The sequence below is a fragment of the Enterobacter sp. LM3 genome (assembly GCF_046622475.1).
Classification (GTDB): Bacteria; Pseudomonadota; Gammaproteobacteria; order Enterobacterales; family Enterobacteriaceae; genus Enterobacter; species Enterobacter cloacae_P.
This window is the reverse complement of record NZ_JBJURN010000013.1, coordinates 22,754-39,811: the sequence shown is the minus strand read 5'-3', so window position 1 is coordinate 39,811 and position 17,058 is coordinate 22,754. Positions and strand designations below refer to the sequence as shown.

The following is a 17,058-nucleotide window of genomic DNA, read 5'->3' as shown; positions in this document are numbered from 1 at the left end:
CCTGGGTGTATATACAGTTATGCTGTGAGTATATACAGTCAAAGGTGATTTTGGAACCAAAAACTGCACAAAAAACCAGGGACTTAATTATTCCTCGAGGCTCATCGGAAATGTGACCAAAGCAGCGTGACCCAGGTGATGACCGCAGTGATAATCGACAGCAGTACAGCGGCAGAACCCATGTCTTTCGCGCGCCCAGAGAGCTCGTGGAATTCAGAGCCGATGCGATCCACAACGGCCTCAATAGCGCTATTGAGAATTTCCACTATCATCACCAACAGTACAGAACCAATCAGAAGAACGCGGGTTATGGCATCAACATCAAGGAAACAGGCGATGATAACCGCGACGATCGCGGTAACACCCTCCTGGCGAAAAGCAGCTTCATTAGCCCACGCGGCACGGAAACCTTTCCATGAATAGCCGGCAGCTTTGATGATTCGGGTTAACCCAGTAGTATTATTGGCCATTAAAAGAACCTTTTATGAGAAATAGCGTCAGTAACTATACACAAAATCATTCATGCAGCATCAAGGCGGCAAGGTGAAGGATGAAGTGTATATAGCTGCAACGCGTTTTGCTGCAGCCCGAAGTATGACGGGTAACAACAGTAATTTTGCGCGCTTTCTGTTATCCTTGCGCCGCAATTGCATTATTAACCAGAGGCTTTACATCGTTTATGTCCGGCTGGCCACGAATTTACTACAAATTACTTAATTTACCATTAAGCGTCCTGGTAAAAAGCAAGTCTATCCCAGCAGAACCCGCGCTGGAATTGGGGCTCGATACATCGCGCCCTATCATGTACGTTTTGCCTTATAACTCGAAGGCAGACTTGCTGACGCTTCGCGCCCAGTGTCTGGCGCACGATTTACCCGATCCGCTTGAACCGTTGGAAATCGACGGGACGCTACTGCCGCGCTACGTGTTCATTCACGGCGGGCCGCGCGTGTTTACCTATTACACGCCAAAAGAAGAGTCCATCAAGCTGTTCCACGACTATCTCGACCTGCACCGCAGTAATCCTGACCTGGATGTACAGATGGTGCCGGTTTCGGTGATGTTTGGTCGTCGCCCGGGTCGTGAAAAAGGCGAAGAGAATCCGCCGCTGCGTATGCTCAACGGCATCCAGAAATTCTTCGCGGTTTCCTGGCTGGGGCGCGATAGCTTTGTGCGTTTCTCCCCTTCAGTCTCGCTGCGCCGGATGGCGGACGAACACGGCACCGATAAGATCATCGCGCAAAAACTGGCGCGCGTGGCGCGTATGCACTTCGCGCGCCAGCGTCTGGCCGCCGTTGGGCCTCGTCTCCCGGCGCGTCAGGATCTGTTCAACAAGCTGCTGGCCTCCAAAGCGATCGCTCGCGCCGTTGAAGACGAAGCGCGCAGCAAGAAGATTTCGCACGAGAAAGCGCAGCAGAACGCCATTGCGCTGATGGAAGAGATTGCCGCGAACTTCTCCTACGAGATGATTCGCCTGTCCGATCGTATTCTGAGCTTTACGTGGAACCGCCTCTATCAGGGGATTAATGTTCACAACGCCGAGCGCGTGCGTCAACTGGCGCATGACGGCCACGAAATTGTCTATGTTCCCTGCCACCGCAGCCACATGGACTACCTGTTGCTCTCTTACGTGCTTTATCACCAGGGGCTGGTACCGCCGCACATTGCTGCCGGTATTAACCTGAATTTCTGGCCTGCAGGCCCGATTTTCCGCCGCCTCGGTGCGTTCTTTATTCGTCGTACCTTTAAGGGCAACAAGCTCTACTCCACCGTGTTCCGGGAATATCTGGGCGAACTGTTTAGCCGCGGTTATTCCGTGGAGTACTTCGTGGAGGGGGGGCGTTCCCGTACTGGACGCCTGCTCGATCCGAAGACCGGCACGCTGTCGATGACCATCCAGGCAATGCTGCGCGGGGGAACCCGTCCCATCACGCTGGTGCCAATCTATATTGGCTATGAGCACGTGATGGAAGTGGGTACTTACGCCAAAGAGCTACGCGGGGCGACCAAAGAGAAAGAGAGCCTGCCGCAAATGTTGCGTGGCCTCAGTAAGCTGCGCAACCTCGGCCAGGGTTACGTGAACTTTGGTGAGCCAATGCCACTAATGACGTATCTGAACAACCATGTTCCGGAGTGGCGTGAGTCTATCGATCCAATCGAGGCGATACGTCCTGCCTGGCTGACGCCAACGGTGAACGGTATTGCAGCCGAGCTGATGGTGCGCATTAACAACGCTGGCGCGGCGAATGCCATGAACCTGTGTTGTACCGCGCTTCTGGCCTCCCGCCAGCGTTCACTGACCCGTGAGCAGCTTACGGAGCAGCTTGATTGTTATCTGGATATCATGCGTAACGTTCCGTACTCCGTTGATTCAACCGCGCCTGCAAGCACGGCGGGTGAGCTCATCGAACACGCGCTGCAGATGAACAAGTTCGAAGTTGAGAAAGATACGATTGGCGACATCATCATTCTGCCGCGCGAGCAGGCTGTGCTGATGACGTACTATCGCAACAACATCACGCATATGCTGATGCTACCGTCACTCATGGCGGCAATCATCACTCAGCATCGCCGCATTTCACGTCAGGAGCTGTTGCGCCACGTTGAAGCCATCTATCCGATGCTAAAAGCTGAGCTGTTCCTGCGCTGGAGCAAAGATGAGCTGGCGGTAGAGCTCGATAAAATGACGGAAGAGATGCATCGCCAGGGGTTGATTACCCTTACTCATGACGAGCTGCATATCAGTCCATCGCGTACCCGAACTCTGCAACTGCTGGCGGCCGGTGCGCGCGAAACACTGCAGCGCTACGCCATCACCTTCTGGCTGTTGAGCGCGAACCCGTCCATTAACCGCGGGACGCTGGAAAAAGAGAGCCGGACGCTGGCACAGCGCCTGTCTGTTCTGCACGGCATTAACGCACCAGAATTCTTCGACAAAGCGGTATTCAGCTCACTGGTGCTGACGCTGCGTGATGAAGGATTTATTAGTGATACGGGTGATGCCGAGCCGGAAGAGACGCTGAAGGTTTATCAGATGCTTGCCGAGCTGATTACCTCAGATGTGCGTTTAACGATTGAGAGTGCGACGCAGGGCGAGTGATGCTATCAGCCCAGCTATCTCTGTGAGAGAGAGAAAACAAAACGGCAGCTATTCGGCTGCCGTTCTTCTATGAAAAGTAACTCATCACCAGCCCTAAAAAAAGCACCAGACCAACATAGTTATTATTCATGAACGCTTTAAAGCAGGCTTCACGTTCGCGCTTTGCAATCAGCTTTTGCTGATATGCAAACAACAACCCCGCCACCAGCACTGACCAGTAAAACGCCCAGTTCAGCCCGTTCAGGCGACCAATCACTACCATCAGCGCCAGCACCGCTGCCTGCAGAATGCCAATGATCAGTTTGTCCTGGCGACCAAAAAGGATCGCGGTCGATTTAATGCCAATTTTCAGGTCATCATCGCGGTCAACCATCGCATACTGCGTATCGTACGCTACGGCCCAGAGGATATTCGCCAGGAACATCAGCCAGCAACTGAGCGGCACAGACTCACTCACTGCCGCAAATGCCATGGGAATCGACCAGCCAAACGCCGCGCCCAGCACCACCTGTGGCAGATGGGTATAACGCTTCATGAATGGATAAACCCAGGCCAGCGCCAGCCCTGCAATGGAAAGCAGGATGGTCATCGTATTCAGGGTTAACACCAGCATGAAAGAGAACACAACCAGCACGGCAAACAGCGTAAGCGCCTCTTTCTCAGTAACCTGCCCGCCAGGCAAAGGACGATTAGCGGTACGCTTCACATGCCCGTCAAACTTACGATCTGCATAGTCATTGACCACACAGCCCGCCGCACGCATCAGCCAGACACCGGCGAAAAATACGCCCAGGATCCACAGCGGTGGCATCCCCGGGGTCGCCACCCACAGTGCCCATAAGGTCGGCCATAGCAGCAGTAATGCGCCAATGGGTTTATCTGTACGCATTAAGCGGTGATAGGCCAGCAGCTTATTCTGCGTCAGGCTCCACTCCATTTTTTTCTTCCTCTCAGTACAACGGCGACGCCGGTAAAAAAAGCTCCGTCAGTATTAGCGGCTTACCACTCAGGCGAAGGCGGGAACGACGCCCCCACAGGTCGGCTTCACTTCCAATCTCAATAAAATCCCGGGTAAGTTCAGACGATGTGAAAAGATAGCGCCCAAGAGGCGTTTTCCCCAGCCGTTGCAGAGCCAGCTCCGGCCCGGAAAGAGTGGACTCGGGAACCACCGTCCGACCAGCAAGCCACGGCTCACCGTCAGCACACAGTAAAATTTCACGCAGCCAGTAGCGATTTTCTTTCGGCAACAGCGGCAGCTCACTGGCAATTTCATCGGCAGAGACAAACCCTTCCCGAATCATCGTCACCGTGACCGTTTTGCCCTGTTGTTCAAAACGTTTAGTCATGGAATCTTCCAGCAGCAACCAGTCACGTTGCTCCGGGTCAAGCGCAGGTATTTGGTCGAAATAGCGTAGCGCACGCAGTTGCGTTAGCGCAGGGTGTGACATGCCAGACTCTCCGATACATAACGTAATGGCATTGTATCGCAGAAAAGCAGATTGAGGGCGGCCAAACGTTATTTAGCGATCACTATCGCAACAATGGCGCAACAGCGCAGGCGGTACAAAAAAAGTGCGCCCACTCAGGCGCACTAAACTACTAACAAATCAGCACTGTGGGGAGACGGTTACCCCTTGCCTTTTACACTGCTGATAAAGGTGGAACGGGCAGTGGTAGAACCTAAACGCTCGGCTTCATCAAGCAGTTTCAGTGCTTTGTCGACATCGCCGCGCTTCACCGCCTGCTTAATGGCATTGTTGAAATAGGTTTCGGTGTCGTTCAGCATCGGATCGGCTTTCTTCGCCGGAGCTGGTGCGGCAGCAGCAACGGGTGCGGCTGCTGCTGTGGCAGCTGGCGCGGTGTACACAGGTGCAGCAGTATTGCCTACGGTGACAGGGCCAGTACCGGAGGAACCAAACAGTGGGCCAACCAGCACGCTGGAAGCATTGTTAGTAGAGACTTTCAGTTTCAGCAGACCGTCGGTGACGTGGCGTGCTAATGGATCCGGAATATCCGGAACAGAGTTACCCGTCCCTTTGGCGTAGGCTTTCGCCGGATCGATAAGCTTCGTGGTCTGCTGCAAATCTTTCTCTGTTGTGAAGACCAGAACATAAATCTTTTGCTGACCCAGGGCAGGCGTCAGGCGCATTTTGCCTTCCAGGCGGTCGGCGCTCATGACGCCAGGCTCCTGGTAGCTGAAATATTCACTCGGGAAAAATGCAGATGGCGTCATATTCTGATCCAGAATCAGCACGTTAGGTGCAAAGACGCTGGTCTGCTTATTCACTTCACTGGTCAGCGTGAGGGTCAGTTCACCGATGTTCGCCGGTACGCTAAAGGCGGCAACCGGGCCAGTAATTCCCGGTACGTTCAGGGGTTGGCCACCAGCAGAAAGCTGGGTTGACTGGGTTTTGGATTGATCAACCGGGACCCAGGTCAGTTGCTGGAGCGCCGCCGCCGGAATAGCAGGGGCAGCACTGGTATTTTGTGGTACGAAATTGACGTCTGCGAAGGTGATAGCTGGAGCACAGGCCAGCAGCCCCGCAGAGAGGCACAGCGCGACGAGACTTTTCTTCATTTTCATTGTTATTACCTCTGATAGCGTGAGCACTGCGGTGGCCAGGCAATAGCGCGCAGTACCCTAAGGATAGAGGGGCTTACGCCCCTCTTTTTAGGTCATTACGTCAGGTCTAACGAATTACCACCAGATTTCCATCTGGGCACCGAAGGTCCACTCGTCGGAGTCACCACGGCTGAAGGTTTTCGCGGAGGTGTCGCTGTACGCGATGCCAGAGTCATAACCAGCACCGGAGTCACTGTTTGCGTAGCCCCATTTCTCATCCCACTTCGCATAGGTTGCGAAGACACGGATAGCCGGACGGGACCAGATGCTGTCGCCTGCCTGCCATTGCTGTGCCAGGGTGATTTTGTACTGGCTGTTGGTGTCGTCAGTTTTCTGAGACTTAACGTTGTCGTAGCCAACTTCCAGCAGGGTACTCATGATTGGCGTCCATTTGTACATAGGACGCACACCGACGGTCCACCACTTGGTACCGTTGTTGTTATCCAGGTTGATGTCCTGGTACATACCCACATACATCAGATCCCAGGAGTCGCCCAGAGAGATCGCACCGTGGTCCAGCACGCGCCACATGTCGCCGTTGTTGTTGATGCTACCACCTTCCGGACGGCCTTTACCGTTGGAGGTCATAGAGTCAGTTGCGTACTGCAGAACGAACTTGTTGAAGCCCTTCAGCATGCTCTGGGTGTGTTCAGCAGTGAACATCCAGCCATCTTTAGACGCGCCAGGCTGCAGGTAGTAGTCATCAGGAATGTTGGTGTGACCATAGTCAACACCAAACTCCAGCGTACCGCCGTCGTTGATCTGCATCTGTGCTAAACGGACGTCGAAGACATCGTTCGGTACCAGGTTGTCATAAATACGATTACCCAGTGCATCACGGTCAGCGAAGGTTGCAGAACCGCCCGATTCGGAAGAACGGGTTGCTGCCAGAGAGAGTTTACCGAAGCCCAGATCGATGTTTTCGATACCCGCACCAGGACCAGAAATATCCCAGTAGTAGAAGTCGATCATGTGAACGTCATGACGTTGATAGAAACGCTTACCGGCCCAGATGGTGGAGCCTGGCAGTGCTTCGATGAGGTTTTTACCCTGCACGTTAGCTTCACGGAAGGCTGGGCTGGTGGATTCCCAGTCGTTCTGCTGAGAAACGGAATACGCGACGTTGGTGTCGAAATAGAAGCTCTTATCACCTTCTTTCCACACTTCCTGGCCCAGTTTCAATTCCGCATAGGTTTCACATTCGTTACCAAGACGGTATTTACTTTGAGCACCGGTTGCCTGGAAACATTGTTGTTCACCGCCACTCCCGGTCCAGCCGATGCCAGAACGAGCATAACCTTTAAAGTCTACGGCACCCGCCTGGGCAGACAGGATGCCTGCCGCAATGGCGATTGCCAGAGGGACTTGTTTGCGCAGAGTAATCATCATTCTATCTCCTGAGATCATTGCTTTTCTTTGAACACTTCACCTGTCGGTTTCGTGTCTTCTTTTGGGATTGCTTAAACGCCTGGCTCTTTATGCAGCCGACGACATGCGGTGCCATCCTCACGGAACAGATGGCAACGCTCTGGCGGCAAACCGATAGCGAATGTGGCACCCTCTTCTACCAACACCACGTCATTCTGGCGGTACACCAGGTTCTGACGAATGGCGGGGATCTGGATATGAATCTGTGTTTCGTGACCAAGTTGTTCTACAACCTGAACTTCACCTTCCAGGGTCACATCAGCGATGTGGCTCGGCAGTAAATGTTCAGGGCGAATACCCAGGGACATGTTTGCCCCTACCTGTACGTTGGCGCTGTCGACCGGCAGCCAGATTTGCTGGCGGTTTGGCAGCTCCACCTGTACCTGTTCAATGGCTGTCGCGGTCACTTTGACGGGCAGGAAGTTCATCTTTGGCGAGCCAATGAAGCCCGCAACAAAGCGGTCTGCCGGGTAGTGATACAACTCCAGCGGTTTACCCACCTGCGCCACACGACCGGCGTCCAGCACCACAATTTTGTCGGCCAGCGTCATCGCTTCGACCTGATCGTGGGTGACGTAAATCATCGTGCGGCCAAGACGTTTGTGCAGACGGGAGATTTCGATACGCATCTGAACGCGCAGCGCGGCATCCAGGTTAGAAAGAGGTTCATCGAGCAGGAACACGCGCGGTTCTGCCACCAGCGTACGGCCAATTGCCACGCGCTGACGCTGACCACCGGAGAGCGCTTTCGGTTTACGCTCCAGCAGATGAGCCAGCTGTAACACTTCCGCCACCTGAGTGACGCGCTGGTTAATCACCTCTTTCTTCGCCCCCGCCAGCTTCAGACCGAAAGACATGTTCTCGGCCACGGAAAGATGGGGATAAAGTGCATAAGACTGGAACACCATACCTACGCCACGTTCCGCGGGCGGGATGTCGTTCATTCGGGTATCACCGATCAGCAAATCGCCACTGGTGATGGTTTCAAGACCGGCAATCATACGCAGCAGAGTAGATTTACCGCAGCCAGATGGGCCGACAAACACCACGAATTCACCTTCGTGGATGTCCAGATTGATGTCTTTTGACACCACTACATCGCCCCAGGCTTTCGTTACATTACGCAGCTGTACGTTCGCCATGCCCTTCTCCCTTCGTTACAACCTGTCGCCGACAGAAACATTCAAGATAAGTTCACTATGGGGTATCCATTACTTTCGCAAATCCTCCACCCCCCGGCTTTTTTATGGGGGAGGAGGCGGGAGGATGAGAGAGCAGGCTCTGCGACCGCCGCAGGAGGGCTGAGGCAAAATTCGTGAAGCCGCCTGCAAAAATCAGCGTGTTTTTATGTGCGCCAGCACTCATAACCTAGGTTTATGCAACAGAGATCACACAAAGAAGGGGTGGGGCGTAGGACTTGGGAGGATGGAAAGAGGATGTCAAATAAGGAGACTGAGTCACGTTGAACCACCTCATGTATCCACGAGCACATCACCAAAAAAGGATGGCAGATATGAAGATCAAGACTGGCGCACGCGTTTTCGCATTGTCCGCCCTGGCAGCAATGATGATTTCCGCACCGGCTCTCGCCAAAATTGAAGAAGGTAAGCTGGTTATCTGGATTAACGGCGACAAAGGCTATAACGGCCTTGCCGAAGTGGGTAAAAAATTCGAAAAAGACACGGGTATTAAAGTAACCATTGAACACCCGGACAAACTGGAAGAGAAATTCCCACAGGTTGCTGCAACGGGTGACGGTCCGGACATCATCTTCTGGGCACATGACCGCTTCGGTGGTTACGCGCAATCAGGTCTGCTGGCTGAAGTGACGCCAGACAAAGCGTTCCAGGACAAACTGTTCCCGTTCACGTGGGACGCCGTTCGCTATAACGGCAAGCTGATCGCGTACCCAATTGCGGTTGAAGCGCTGTCTCTGATTTACAACAAAGACCTGGTGCCTAACCCACCGAAGACCTGGGAAGAGATCCCGAAACTGGATAAAGAGCTGAAGGCGAAAGGTAAGAGCGCCCTGATGTTCAACCTGCAAGAACCGTACTTCACCTGGCCGCTGATTGCTGCTGATGGTGGTTATGCATTCAAGTATGCAAACGGCAAGTATGACGTTAAAGATGTGGGCGTGGACAACGCTGGCGCGAAAGCGGGTCTGACCTTCCTGGTTGACCTCATCAAGAACAAACACATGAACGCGGATACCGATTACTCCATCGCGGAAGCAGCATTCAACAAAGGCGAAACGGCGATGACCATCAACGGTCCGTGGGCCTGGACCAACATCGACAAGAGCAAAATCAACTACGGCGTAACGCTGCTGCCAACCTTCAAAGGCAAGCCGTCTAAACCGTTCGTTGGCGTGCTGAGTGCGGGTATCAACGCCGCCAGCCCGAATAAAGAGCTGGCGAAAGAGTTCCTGGAAAACTACCTGCTGACCGATCAGGGTCTGGATGAAGTGAACAAGGACAAACCGCTGGGTGCTGTTGCGCTGAAATCCTTCCAGGATCATCTGGCGAAAGATCCACGCATCGCCGCAACCATGGATAACGCCCAGAAAGGCGAAATCATGCCGAACATCCCGCAAATGGCTGCGTTCTGGTATGCCACCCGTACTGCAGTTATCAATGCCGCAAGCGGTCGTCAGACTGTTGATGCTGCACTGAAAGATGCACAGGGTCGTATCACTAAGTAATGCCGTAGTTCCCTCTCCCTTTGGGAGAGGGTTCGGGTGAGGGTTGTCGCTATCCGCACGCCCTCACCCCGGCCCTCTCACCCAGGAGAGGGAGAAGAGATCAAACGTGGTAGAGGAAAAACCTCATGGATGTCATTAAAAAGAAACACTGGTGGCAAAGCAACGCGCTGAAGTGGTCGGCGATAGGTTTGCTGTGTCTGCTGGTGGGTTACCTTGTTGTTTTAATGTACGTACAAGGGGAGTATTTGTTCGCCATTGTGACGCTGATTTTAAGCTCCGCTGGCCTGTATATTTTTGCCAATCGCAAAGCCTATGCCTGGCGTTATGTTTACCCTGGCGTGGCCGGGATGGGGCTGTTTGTCCTGTTCCCACTGATCTGTACCATCGCCATTGCCTTTACCAACTACAGCAGCACTAACCAGCTTGCTCAGGAGCGCGCGCAACAGGTGCTTCTGGACCGCTCTTACCAGGCGGGTAAGACCTTCAACTTCGGCCTGTATCCTGCGGGTAATGAGTGGAAGTTAGCGCTCACTGACGAAGAGAATGGCAAAAACTATGTTTCCGATACGTTCAAATTTGGCGGCGAGCAGAAGCTGGCCTTAAAAGAGGCGGCAGCCCTGCCAGAAGGTGAACGTGCCAACCTGCGTATCATTACCCAAAACCGTCAGGCGCTGACTCAGATCACCGCCCTACTGCCAGACGAAAGCAAAGTGACCATGAGTTCGCTGCGCCAGTTCTCCGGCACACAACCGCTCTACACTCTGGCGGATAACGGTACGCTGACCAACAACCAGAGCGGTGTGAAGTACCGCCCGAACAACGACATTGGTTTCTATCAGTCCATTACTGCCGATGGCAAATGGGGTGATGACAAACTCAGTCCAGGCTATACCGTGACCATCAGCTGGGACAACTTTGCCCGCGTCTTTACCGACGAAGGCATCCAGAAACCGTTCTTCGCTATCTTTATCTGGACGGTAGTCTTCTCCGTACTGACCGTTCTCCTGACCGTCGCCGTGGGCATGGTACTGGCGTGTCTCGTACAGTGGGAGTCCCTTAAAGGCAAAGCGATTTACCGCGTGCTGCTGATTCTGCCGTATGCCGTACCGTCATTTATCTCGATTCTGATTTTCAAAGGGCTGTTTAACCAGAGTTTCGGTGAAATCAACATGATGCTGAGCGCACTGTTTGGTATCAAACCGGCCTGGTTCAGCGACCCAACCACTGCCCGTTCGATGATTATCATCGTGAACACCTGGCTGGGTTATCCGTACATGATGATCCTGTGCATGGGTCTGCTGAAAGCGATTCCGGACGACCTGTATGAAGCCTCGGCAATGGACGGTGCAGGCCCGTTCCAGAACTTCTTTAAGATAACGCTGCCGCTGCTCATTAAGCCGCTGACGCCACTGATGATTGCGAGCTTTGCCTTTAACTTTAACAACTTCGTGCTGATTCAGCTGTTGACCAACGGTGGCCCTGACCGTCTGGGTACCACCACGCCGGCAGGCTATACCGACCTGCTTGTGAGTTACACCTACCGTATCGCCTTTGAAGGCGGTGGCGGTCAGGACTTCGGTCTGGCGGCAGCGATTGCCACGCTGATCTTCCTGCTGGTAGGCGCACTGGCGATTGTGAACCTGAAAGCAACACGCATGAAATTCGACTAAGGAGGGCACTGAATATGTCTATGGTTCAACCTAAATCTCAGAAACTGCGCCTCCTCGCGACGCACTTAGGCCTGCTGATTTTTATTGCGGCGATTATGTTCCCGCTGCTGATGGTTATCGCCATCTCCCTGCGCTCAGGTAACTTCGCCACCGGGAGCTTGATCCCGGACGAGATCTCCTGGGAGCACTGGAAGCTCGCGCTGGGCTTCAGCGTAGAGCACGCCGATGGTCGCGTGACTCCCCCCCCGTTCCCGGTGCTGTTATGGCTGTGGAACTCGGTGAAAATCGCCGGGATCACCGCGATAGGTATCGTAACGCTCTCCACCACCTGTGCTTACGCCTTCGCCCGTATGCGCTTCCCGGGTAAAGCGACGCTGCTGAAAGGGATGCTGATTTTCCAGATGTTCCCGGCAGTGCTGTCCCTGGTGGCGTTGTATGCCTTGTTTGACCGTCTGGGCCAGTACATACCGTTTATCGGCCTGAACACTCACGGTGGCGTGATCTTCGCCTATCTTGGCGGTATTGCACTGCATGTGTGGACCATCAAAGGGTATTTCGAAACCATCGATGGCTCGCTGGAAGAAGCGGCGGCGCTGGATGGCGCAACCCCGTGGCAGGCGTTCCGCCTGGTTCTGCTGCCGCTGTCGGTGCCTATCCTGGCGGTGGTGTTTATTCTGTCGTTTATCGCCGCCATCACCGAAGTACCGGTCGCATCTCTGTTACTGCGTGATGTGAACAGCTACACGCTGGCCGTTGGTATGCAGCAATACCTCAACCCACAAAACTACCTGTGGGGTGACTTTGCCGCAGCGGCTGTGCTCTCCGCCATCCCGATTACCGTGGTGTTCTTGCTGGCTCAGCGCTGGCTGGTCAACGGCCTGACGGCGGGCGGTGTGAAAGGTTAAGTTTCATCTGTTATGCCACTGCAACCCTCAACTTTAGACGTATTGTATTGACCCAATACTCAAAATATTTTGCGGTGCTGGAAGGCGGCAAGTGAGTGAATCCCCAGGAGCTTACTAAAGTAAGTGACTGGGGTGAGCGAGCGTAGCCAACGCATCAGCAGCGTAAAATATGAAGAGTAAACTTGTGACTGTTGTTAGGCGGCCTCCGGGCCGCCATTTTTTTATTCGCGCTTCAGTCGCTTAGAGTTGCACAACCACAGAGTCACCACGAGGAGCAGGATCGCGGCTGAGTAGATCAACACGTCGAGCGGTGATTTATGATCGACGATGATCAGCCGCACAATGGCGGTGATCCCAATGTAGACGAAATAGCGTAGTGGGAAATGAAAGCCGGACTGAAAGTACTTCACAATCAGGGCGATAAATTCGAAGTAGAGAAAGTAGACCACCAGTCCTTCCACCAGCTCATATTTGCTGGTTTGCTCGGGGGCGAACAGCACATCCGCCAGATGCACCGTCTCTTTACCGAGAAAAACAACCAGTATCAGGCCAAGGCTCAGCAGACCGAGGTTCAGCACGGTCTGGAGGATTGTTGAGATAAACTCAACACGCGGGCGAGTCAGGGATGTCATACAGCACCTCATTCTCCAGGGCGAGAGTCCTGTATAACGCAAAAATGTGACGCGGATCTATATTTTTTGTTTATGTTTGATGCAATGCAAAGGATTGATCCCCTCTCTCCTTTGGAGAGAGGGGTCAGAGTGAGGGGCATCAGCGGAAGTTGATGTTCTTATCGCTGGTCATATCATACAGCTGGAACTTACGCCCAAGCTGCTGGCCCCCGTCACGTGTTAATGGCACCCAGCCAACCGCCGCGCGGCTGCGGGTTGGGCTCGATGAGAACAGATCCAGCGGAATCGACACGTAAACCCCTTTGGTGAAGTCCCCTTCCCCATACTCGTCCGGTGAGACGTTGGTGATCGTGGCGTAACCGCCAACGACCACACCGCTGTCGAAGTGTTTAGAGATATCCAGCGTGCCGCCCTTGTCGCCTGCCAGATACTGGCCGACGCTGGCTTTTACCAGCACGTCCGGGGCAAACGACGGCGTCCAGTAGGCCGTCAGGTGGCCAGTTTTAACGCTGTAGTCGGTGAACTTCATCATGTCCTGCGCGCTATGCCAGTCACGCTGTTTCACGTAGTTAGCATCAATACCGAACGCCCAGTTACTGTCGACAGGACGGTAAAGTACCTCAGCTCCCGCGCCACCGTACATGGTTTCCAGATAACCGCCGTACACCTGGCCGTAGAAACCGTTACCAAAATACTGGAAGTAGTTGGCCTGCAGGTTGTTCACGTAGACATCGTTCTGCACATATTCACGCACGTGGGTACGAACACGCGGTAGCGCCGAGTCATTCGGCGGGTTGGTGTAGTTAAATTTATCGTAGTTGTTGGCAATGTTTCCAAACAGGCTGCCGGTGGTCAGCAGGTGGTCGGTGACCCACAGATCCGCCGTCGCCATTACGCCCAGCTGATACATGTAGAAGTTTTCTGGCCCGCCAACGGACTGGCTCAGCACCGGATCGATATGGAAATCAAAGCGCGATTTATCGATATACCAGCCCTGTTCGGTGGTATCTGGTACGACAGGCTCAACGCGTTTTTGTACCAGCCCGGTTTCATGCCCAAGCGGTTCACCTTCCAGATGGCGCTTAAGGCTGGCGACATCCGTTTCTGTTGTGACTTGCGGCAGGTTGAGACGGTTTTCCGTCACGCGGATCGTGCGGATCCCGTCGGGCAGATCGTTCATGATTATCCGGTTGGCGCGTTCGATCCCTTCCCGCGAGTCGCGGTATTTCACCTGCTCGCCGGTGACGTACAGCGTATCGCCTTTCACCTGAATTTTCGGATCGGCCAGACCGGCATTGTATTTCAGTAACGTCAGCTGGTTCGCCACCACGGAGTGCTGAATGATGGCATCCTGCGGTTCCGGCTGATAAGCAGGCCGCGCGTTGTCGTTATAGTGCGGCCGCATATCGTTAAAGTTGGTACGTAACGTCACACCAAACATCACGGTGTTGCCGCGCTCGTAGCTGAGGTTAACGTCGGCCCAGTCAGTGACGCGGTAAATGGCCCCGACGTTAAACTTGCTCTTCTGCTCAATCTTCCCGGCGAAATCTTCGCTGTAGTTATTGCCTTCATACTCAAGCTTCAGGCGTAGTGGCTGCCAGGGTGTCTGGTATTCGACACCGCCAAACAGTGAGGCCGGGCCGTGGAACATCTGGTCGCCGTTGATGGAACCCGCTTTCTGGTAGCTGTTATCCCGATAGCAGTACTTTTCGCTATAGGAGCAGAACGGGTTTTTCACGTTACCGCTGGTTCCCAGATAGCCCCAGCCGAGACCAAGTGAGAAATCAAACGGCCCCCAGGCTTTACTGGCCACAACATATTCCGCATCAAACAGACCCGTACCGCCGATATCGCGTGCGCCAACGGAAACCTGCGGCATCCAGTAGCTCTCTTCCCACAGGCGCAGTTTTACGTCGAAAGCTTTATCTTTGTAGGTTTGATCGCCGGAGAAAGCCTCGACGCTACTGTACTTTTTGGTGCGCACATCGGTATAGCGCAGCGTGGTTTCAAGCCACGGGAATAGCTGCACCGACGCAGAGTAGTAGCGGTACTGATCGTTATCACGATAGTTGAGACTCAACTCCCCGTCACGCGCCATGCGCGCGGTGGGCGTTTGCAGTAAACCGACGCCGCCGAAGTCTGACTGAGACGGGCCAATGGGTGCCGGATACGTTTCTGCATGGCAGGCGGCACTGACGCACAGTGCCAGCATGCTGTAGAGATATGTTTTTTTCATTAATCCGGTATCCGCTGTATCAGGGAGCGAAGGATATCGGCGTTAATCCCGTCATACGCCTTCGTCCAGGAGTGGTCGGCAAAACCGACGAAAATCACGCTGCCGGGCATGGGTTCGATATGGCGTTTATTCCAGTAGGCCACCGGGGCTTTTTGCGTGCGCCCGTCGGGGTAAATCACCCATGCGTAGCTGTTATCTGCCCCGCTCAGCAAGCTCTGCTCATCGAGATAGCTCGCGACATCGCGTCCCGGCGTAAAGGACAGTTTTCCCGGACGGCTAATAAGCCCCATCACGGTGACGGTGGAAGGCTCCACCGGAAGCCAGAGCGCATAGTCCCCTTCCAGCGTTGGGTTGCCGTTTTCCACCACGCGGACTTCATCCGGATCAAGATTGATTTTCAGACGCCCGGTAACCTTCAGCGCCTGAAGCTGCTGGCGCATGCTGTTAATGGCTGCCGCATCGTCGCCCCCTTCCTGCTCTGCCAGCCCCGTTAATCTGGCGAGCAGCGCGCTGTGCTTTTGTTCCGCCGCCACCGTCGCCTGTCGCTCGCTGATAACGGCTCCCGGCCACCAGCTGTTCGCCAGTTTTGGCTGGCCGACGAGATCGAGCAAATGCCCGGCGTTGGTCAGGGTTTTGGGTTGTGCGCTGTCCGGCATGTAGACCTTCACCGTCCCGGCAGACCAGGCGAGCGGCGTGGCAAAGCTTGCGATCAGCACAGCGCGGATGAGTATTTTCATGATTTCGCAGCCTTGATCAGGGTCGTTTTGACCGGGAAGAAACCGGCCCCGAGATACTGCAATGACTGGCGGATCTGCCCTTCGTCATCCACCCAGAAGCGGTTATGCCAGGTGGCCTGGTCAGTGGTCACCTCTTCATCCAGCACGCGAACCTGCGTTTCGTCGCTGCCCACGTTGATGCTGTCTGTACCGTCCCAGCGGAAGGTTGAGCGGGCAGTGGCGTAGCGTACCTGCTTGTGTTCTGTCCAGCCCATCGTGCGCGTCCAGCTTGCACCGTCGGTGATTTGATGCGGTTTGATGAGGGGGTCGGCGGCAAGGTTGTTCACCTCAAGCAGGTTGTCGCCACCGAGCAGCGTTTTCACAATACGGCTATGCTGCGTCACGATGGTGGCCTGATCCTGCGTCACCCATTTCTGCTGCCCGTTTTCATCGAAAGCGAGCACCACAAACAGTTGAGGACCATCGTTTAACTGCATGTACTGGCTGGCATACGGCATGTTCTGCAGCTCGTCATCCGTCAGATGCACGCCAGGCGTGCCGAAAATGCTGTCCCACAGCGAGTTCCCCAGCCCTTTGGTGGTGGCTGAGCATGCCTGCAAGAGCAGGCAAATCAGGATGATCCCTGGTCGCTTCACGACTCTTCTCCGTATGGTTCCTACAGGTCCCGCAGGTCCCTGAAAAATCAGAATAACCACACCGAAGTGTGGTTATGATTAAAACACCCGCTATTACCGGGTGCTGGTCGTCGTCGTGGTCGTGGTTCCGGTATTGGAGCCATCACCGCCACCGGTTGCCGCCAGCGCGACACCCACGGCTGAACTTACGGTGCTGGCGCTGGCTGCGGTAGAACTTCCCGCAGACGCAGACGTCGCAGCCGAACCTGCCGCTTCCCCAACCTGAACCGGAGCAGCATAAACAGATGTCACCGCAAGCGCAGATATGGCAAAAATGCCATACAGTACTTTCTTCATAACAATTTCCCTTCATTGAATGAATGGAGGTTTGCCCAAAAAGAATTTCAGG

At 54.3% G+C, this 17,058-nt stretch carries 15 protein-coding genes; 4 read left to right on the top strand and 11 right to left on the bottom strand.

Features of this window, described 5'->3' with window-relative positions; translation table 11 throughout:
• Positions 1–101 precede the first annotated feature (101 nt).
• On the bottom strand, positions 102–470 hold the full coding sequence (locus ACJ9N4_RS14545) for a diacylglycerol kinase (RefSeq protein ID WP_182273387.1): 369 nt from the start codon (positions 468–470) through the stop codon (positions 102–104).
• Between the two features lie 209 nt (positions 471–679).
• Between ACJ9N4_RS14545 and plsB the strand changes: the two genes are divergently transcribed.
• Positions 680–3,100: a glycerol-3-phosphate 1-O-acyltransferase PlsB gene (gene plsB, locus ACJ9N4_RS14540; protein ID WP_182273386.1), complete on the top strand. Its 2,421-nt coding sequence runs from the start codon at positions 680–682 to the stop codon at positions 3,098–3,100.
• Positions 3,101–3,167: 67 nt separating this feature from the next.
• On the opposite strand, the gene ubiA is transcribed toward plsB, so the two are convergent.
• The 5 genes from ubiA to malK all read right to left on the bottom strand — a co-directional run bounded on the left by ubiA (position 3,168) and on the right by malK (position 8,293).
• On the bottom strand, positions 3,168–4,037 hold the full coding sequence (gene ubiA, locus ACJ9N4_RS14535) for a 4-hydroxybenzoate octaprenyltransferase (RefSeq protein ID WP_182273385.1): 870 nt from the start codon (positions 4,035–4,037) through the stop codon (positions 3,168–3,170).
• A 13-nt stretch (positions 4,038–4,050) separates the two neighbouring features.
• Complete coding sequence (ubiC, locus tag ACJ9N4_RS14530) at positions 4,051–4,548, bottom strand: chorismate lyase (protein ID WP_182273384.1); 498 nt, start codon at positions 4,546–4,548, stop codon at positions 4,051–4,053.
• Positions 4,549–4,727: 179 nt separating this feature from the next.
• Positions 4,728–5,684 carry a maltose operon protein MalM gene (malM, locus tag ACJ9N4_RS14525; protein WP_182919252.1) on the bottom strand — a complete coding sequence of 319 codons (957 nt, stop codon included), beginning with the start codon at positions 5,682–5,684 and terminating at the stop codon, positions 4,728–4,730.
• Between the two features lie 114 nt (positions 5,685–5,798).
• Complete coding sequence (locus ACJ9N4_RS14520) at positions 5,799–7,112, bottom strand: maltoporin (protein ID WP_182273382.1); 1,314 nt, start codon at positions 7,110–7,112, stop codon at positions 5,799–5,801.
• Between the two features lie 71 nt (positions 7,113–7,183).
• The gene (gene malK / locus ACJ9N4_RS14515; RefSeq protein ID WP_411500583.1) at positions 7,184–8,293 is read right to left on the bottom strand and encodes a maltose/maltodextrin ABC transporter ATP-binding protein MalK; all 1,110 of its coding nucleotides are present in this window, start codon (positions 8,291–8,293) and stop codon (positions 7,184–7,186) included.
• A gap of 371 nt (positions 8,294–8,664) precedes the next feature.
• On the opposite strand from malK, the gene malE reads away from it, so the two are divergent.
• From malE to malG, 3 genes are all read left to right on the top strand, one after another.
• On the top strand, positions 8,665–9,855 hold the full coding sequence (gene malE, locus ACJ9N4_RS14510; RefSeq protein ID WP_182273380.1) for a maltose/maltodextrin ABC transporter substrate-binding protein MalE: 1,191 nt from the start codon (positions 8,665–8,667) through the stop codon (positions 9,853–9,855).
• Positions 9,856–9,980: 125 nt separating this feature from the next.
• On the top strand, positions 9,981–11,525 hold the full coding sequence (malF, locus tag ACJ9N4_RS14505) for a maltose ABC transporter permease MalF (RefSeq protein ID WP_411500582.1): 1,545 nt from the start codon (positions 9,981–9,983) through the stop codon (positions 11,523–11,525).
• A 14-nt stretch (positions 11,526–11,539) separates the two neighbouring features.
• Positions 11,540–12,430 carry a maltose ABC transporter permease MalG gene (gene malG, locus ACJ9N4_RS14500; protein WP_182273378.1) on the top strand — a complete coding sequence of 297 codons (891 nt, stop codon included), beginning with the start codon at positions 11,540–11,542 and terminating at the stop codon, positions 12,428–12,430.
• Between the two features lie 221 nt (positions 12,431–12,651).
• On the opposite strand, the gene psiE is transcribed toward malG, so the two are convergent.
• The 5 genes from psiE to yjbE all read right to left on the bottom strand — a co-directional run bounded on the left by psiE (position 12,652) and on the right by yjbE (position 17,006).
• Positions 12,652–13,062 (bottom strand): phosphate-starvation-inducible protein PsiE, encoded by a 411-nt coding sequence (psiE, locus tag ACJ9N4_RS14495; protein ID WP_182273377.1) that lies wholly within the window; start codon positions 13,060–13,062, stop codon positions 12,652–12,654.
• 139 nt (positions 13,063–13,201) lie between these two features.
• Positions 13,202–15,298 carry a YjbH domain-containing protein gene (locus tag ACJ9N4_RS14490; protein WP_182273376.1) on the bottom strand — a complete coding sequence of 699 codons (2,097 nt, stop codon included), beginning with the start codon at positions 15,296–15,298 and terminating at the stop codon, positions 13,202–13,204.
• On the bottom strand, positions 15,298–16,035 hold the full coding sequence (locus ACJ9N4_RS14485; RefSeq protein ID WP_182273375.1) for a capsule biosynthesis GfcC D2 domain-containing protein: 738 nt from the start codon (positions 16,033–16,035) through the stop codon (positions 15,298–15,300). The genes ACJ9N4_RS14490 and ACJ9N4_RS14485 overlap by 1 nt, the downstream gene beginning before the upstream one ends.
• Entirely contained in the window at positions 16,032–16,670 is a 639-nt protein-coding gene (locus ACJ9N4_RS14480; RefSeq protein WP_182273374.1) for a YjbF family lipoprotein, read from the bottom strand. Before ACJ9N4_RS14480 ends, ACJ9N4_RS14485 begins: the two co-directional genes overlap by 4 nt.
• A gap of 93 nt (positions 16,671–16,763) precedes the next feature.
• Positions 16,764–17,006 carry an exopolysaccharide production protein YjbE gene (yjbE, locus tag ACJ9N4_RS14475; RefSeq protein ID WP_182919247.1) on the bottom strand — a complete coding sequence of 81 codons (243 nt, stop codon included), beginning with the start codon at positions 17,004–17,006 and terminating at the stop codon, positions 16,764–16,766.
• Positions 17,007–17,058 lie beyond the last annotated feature (52 nt).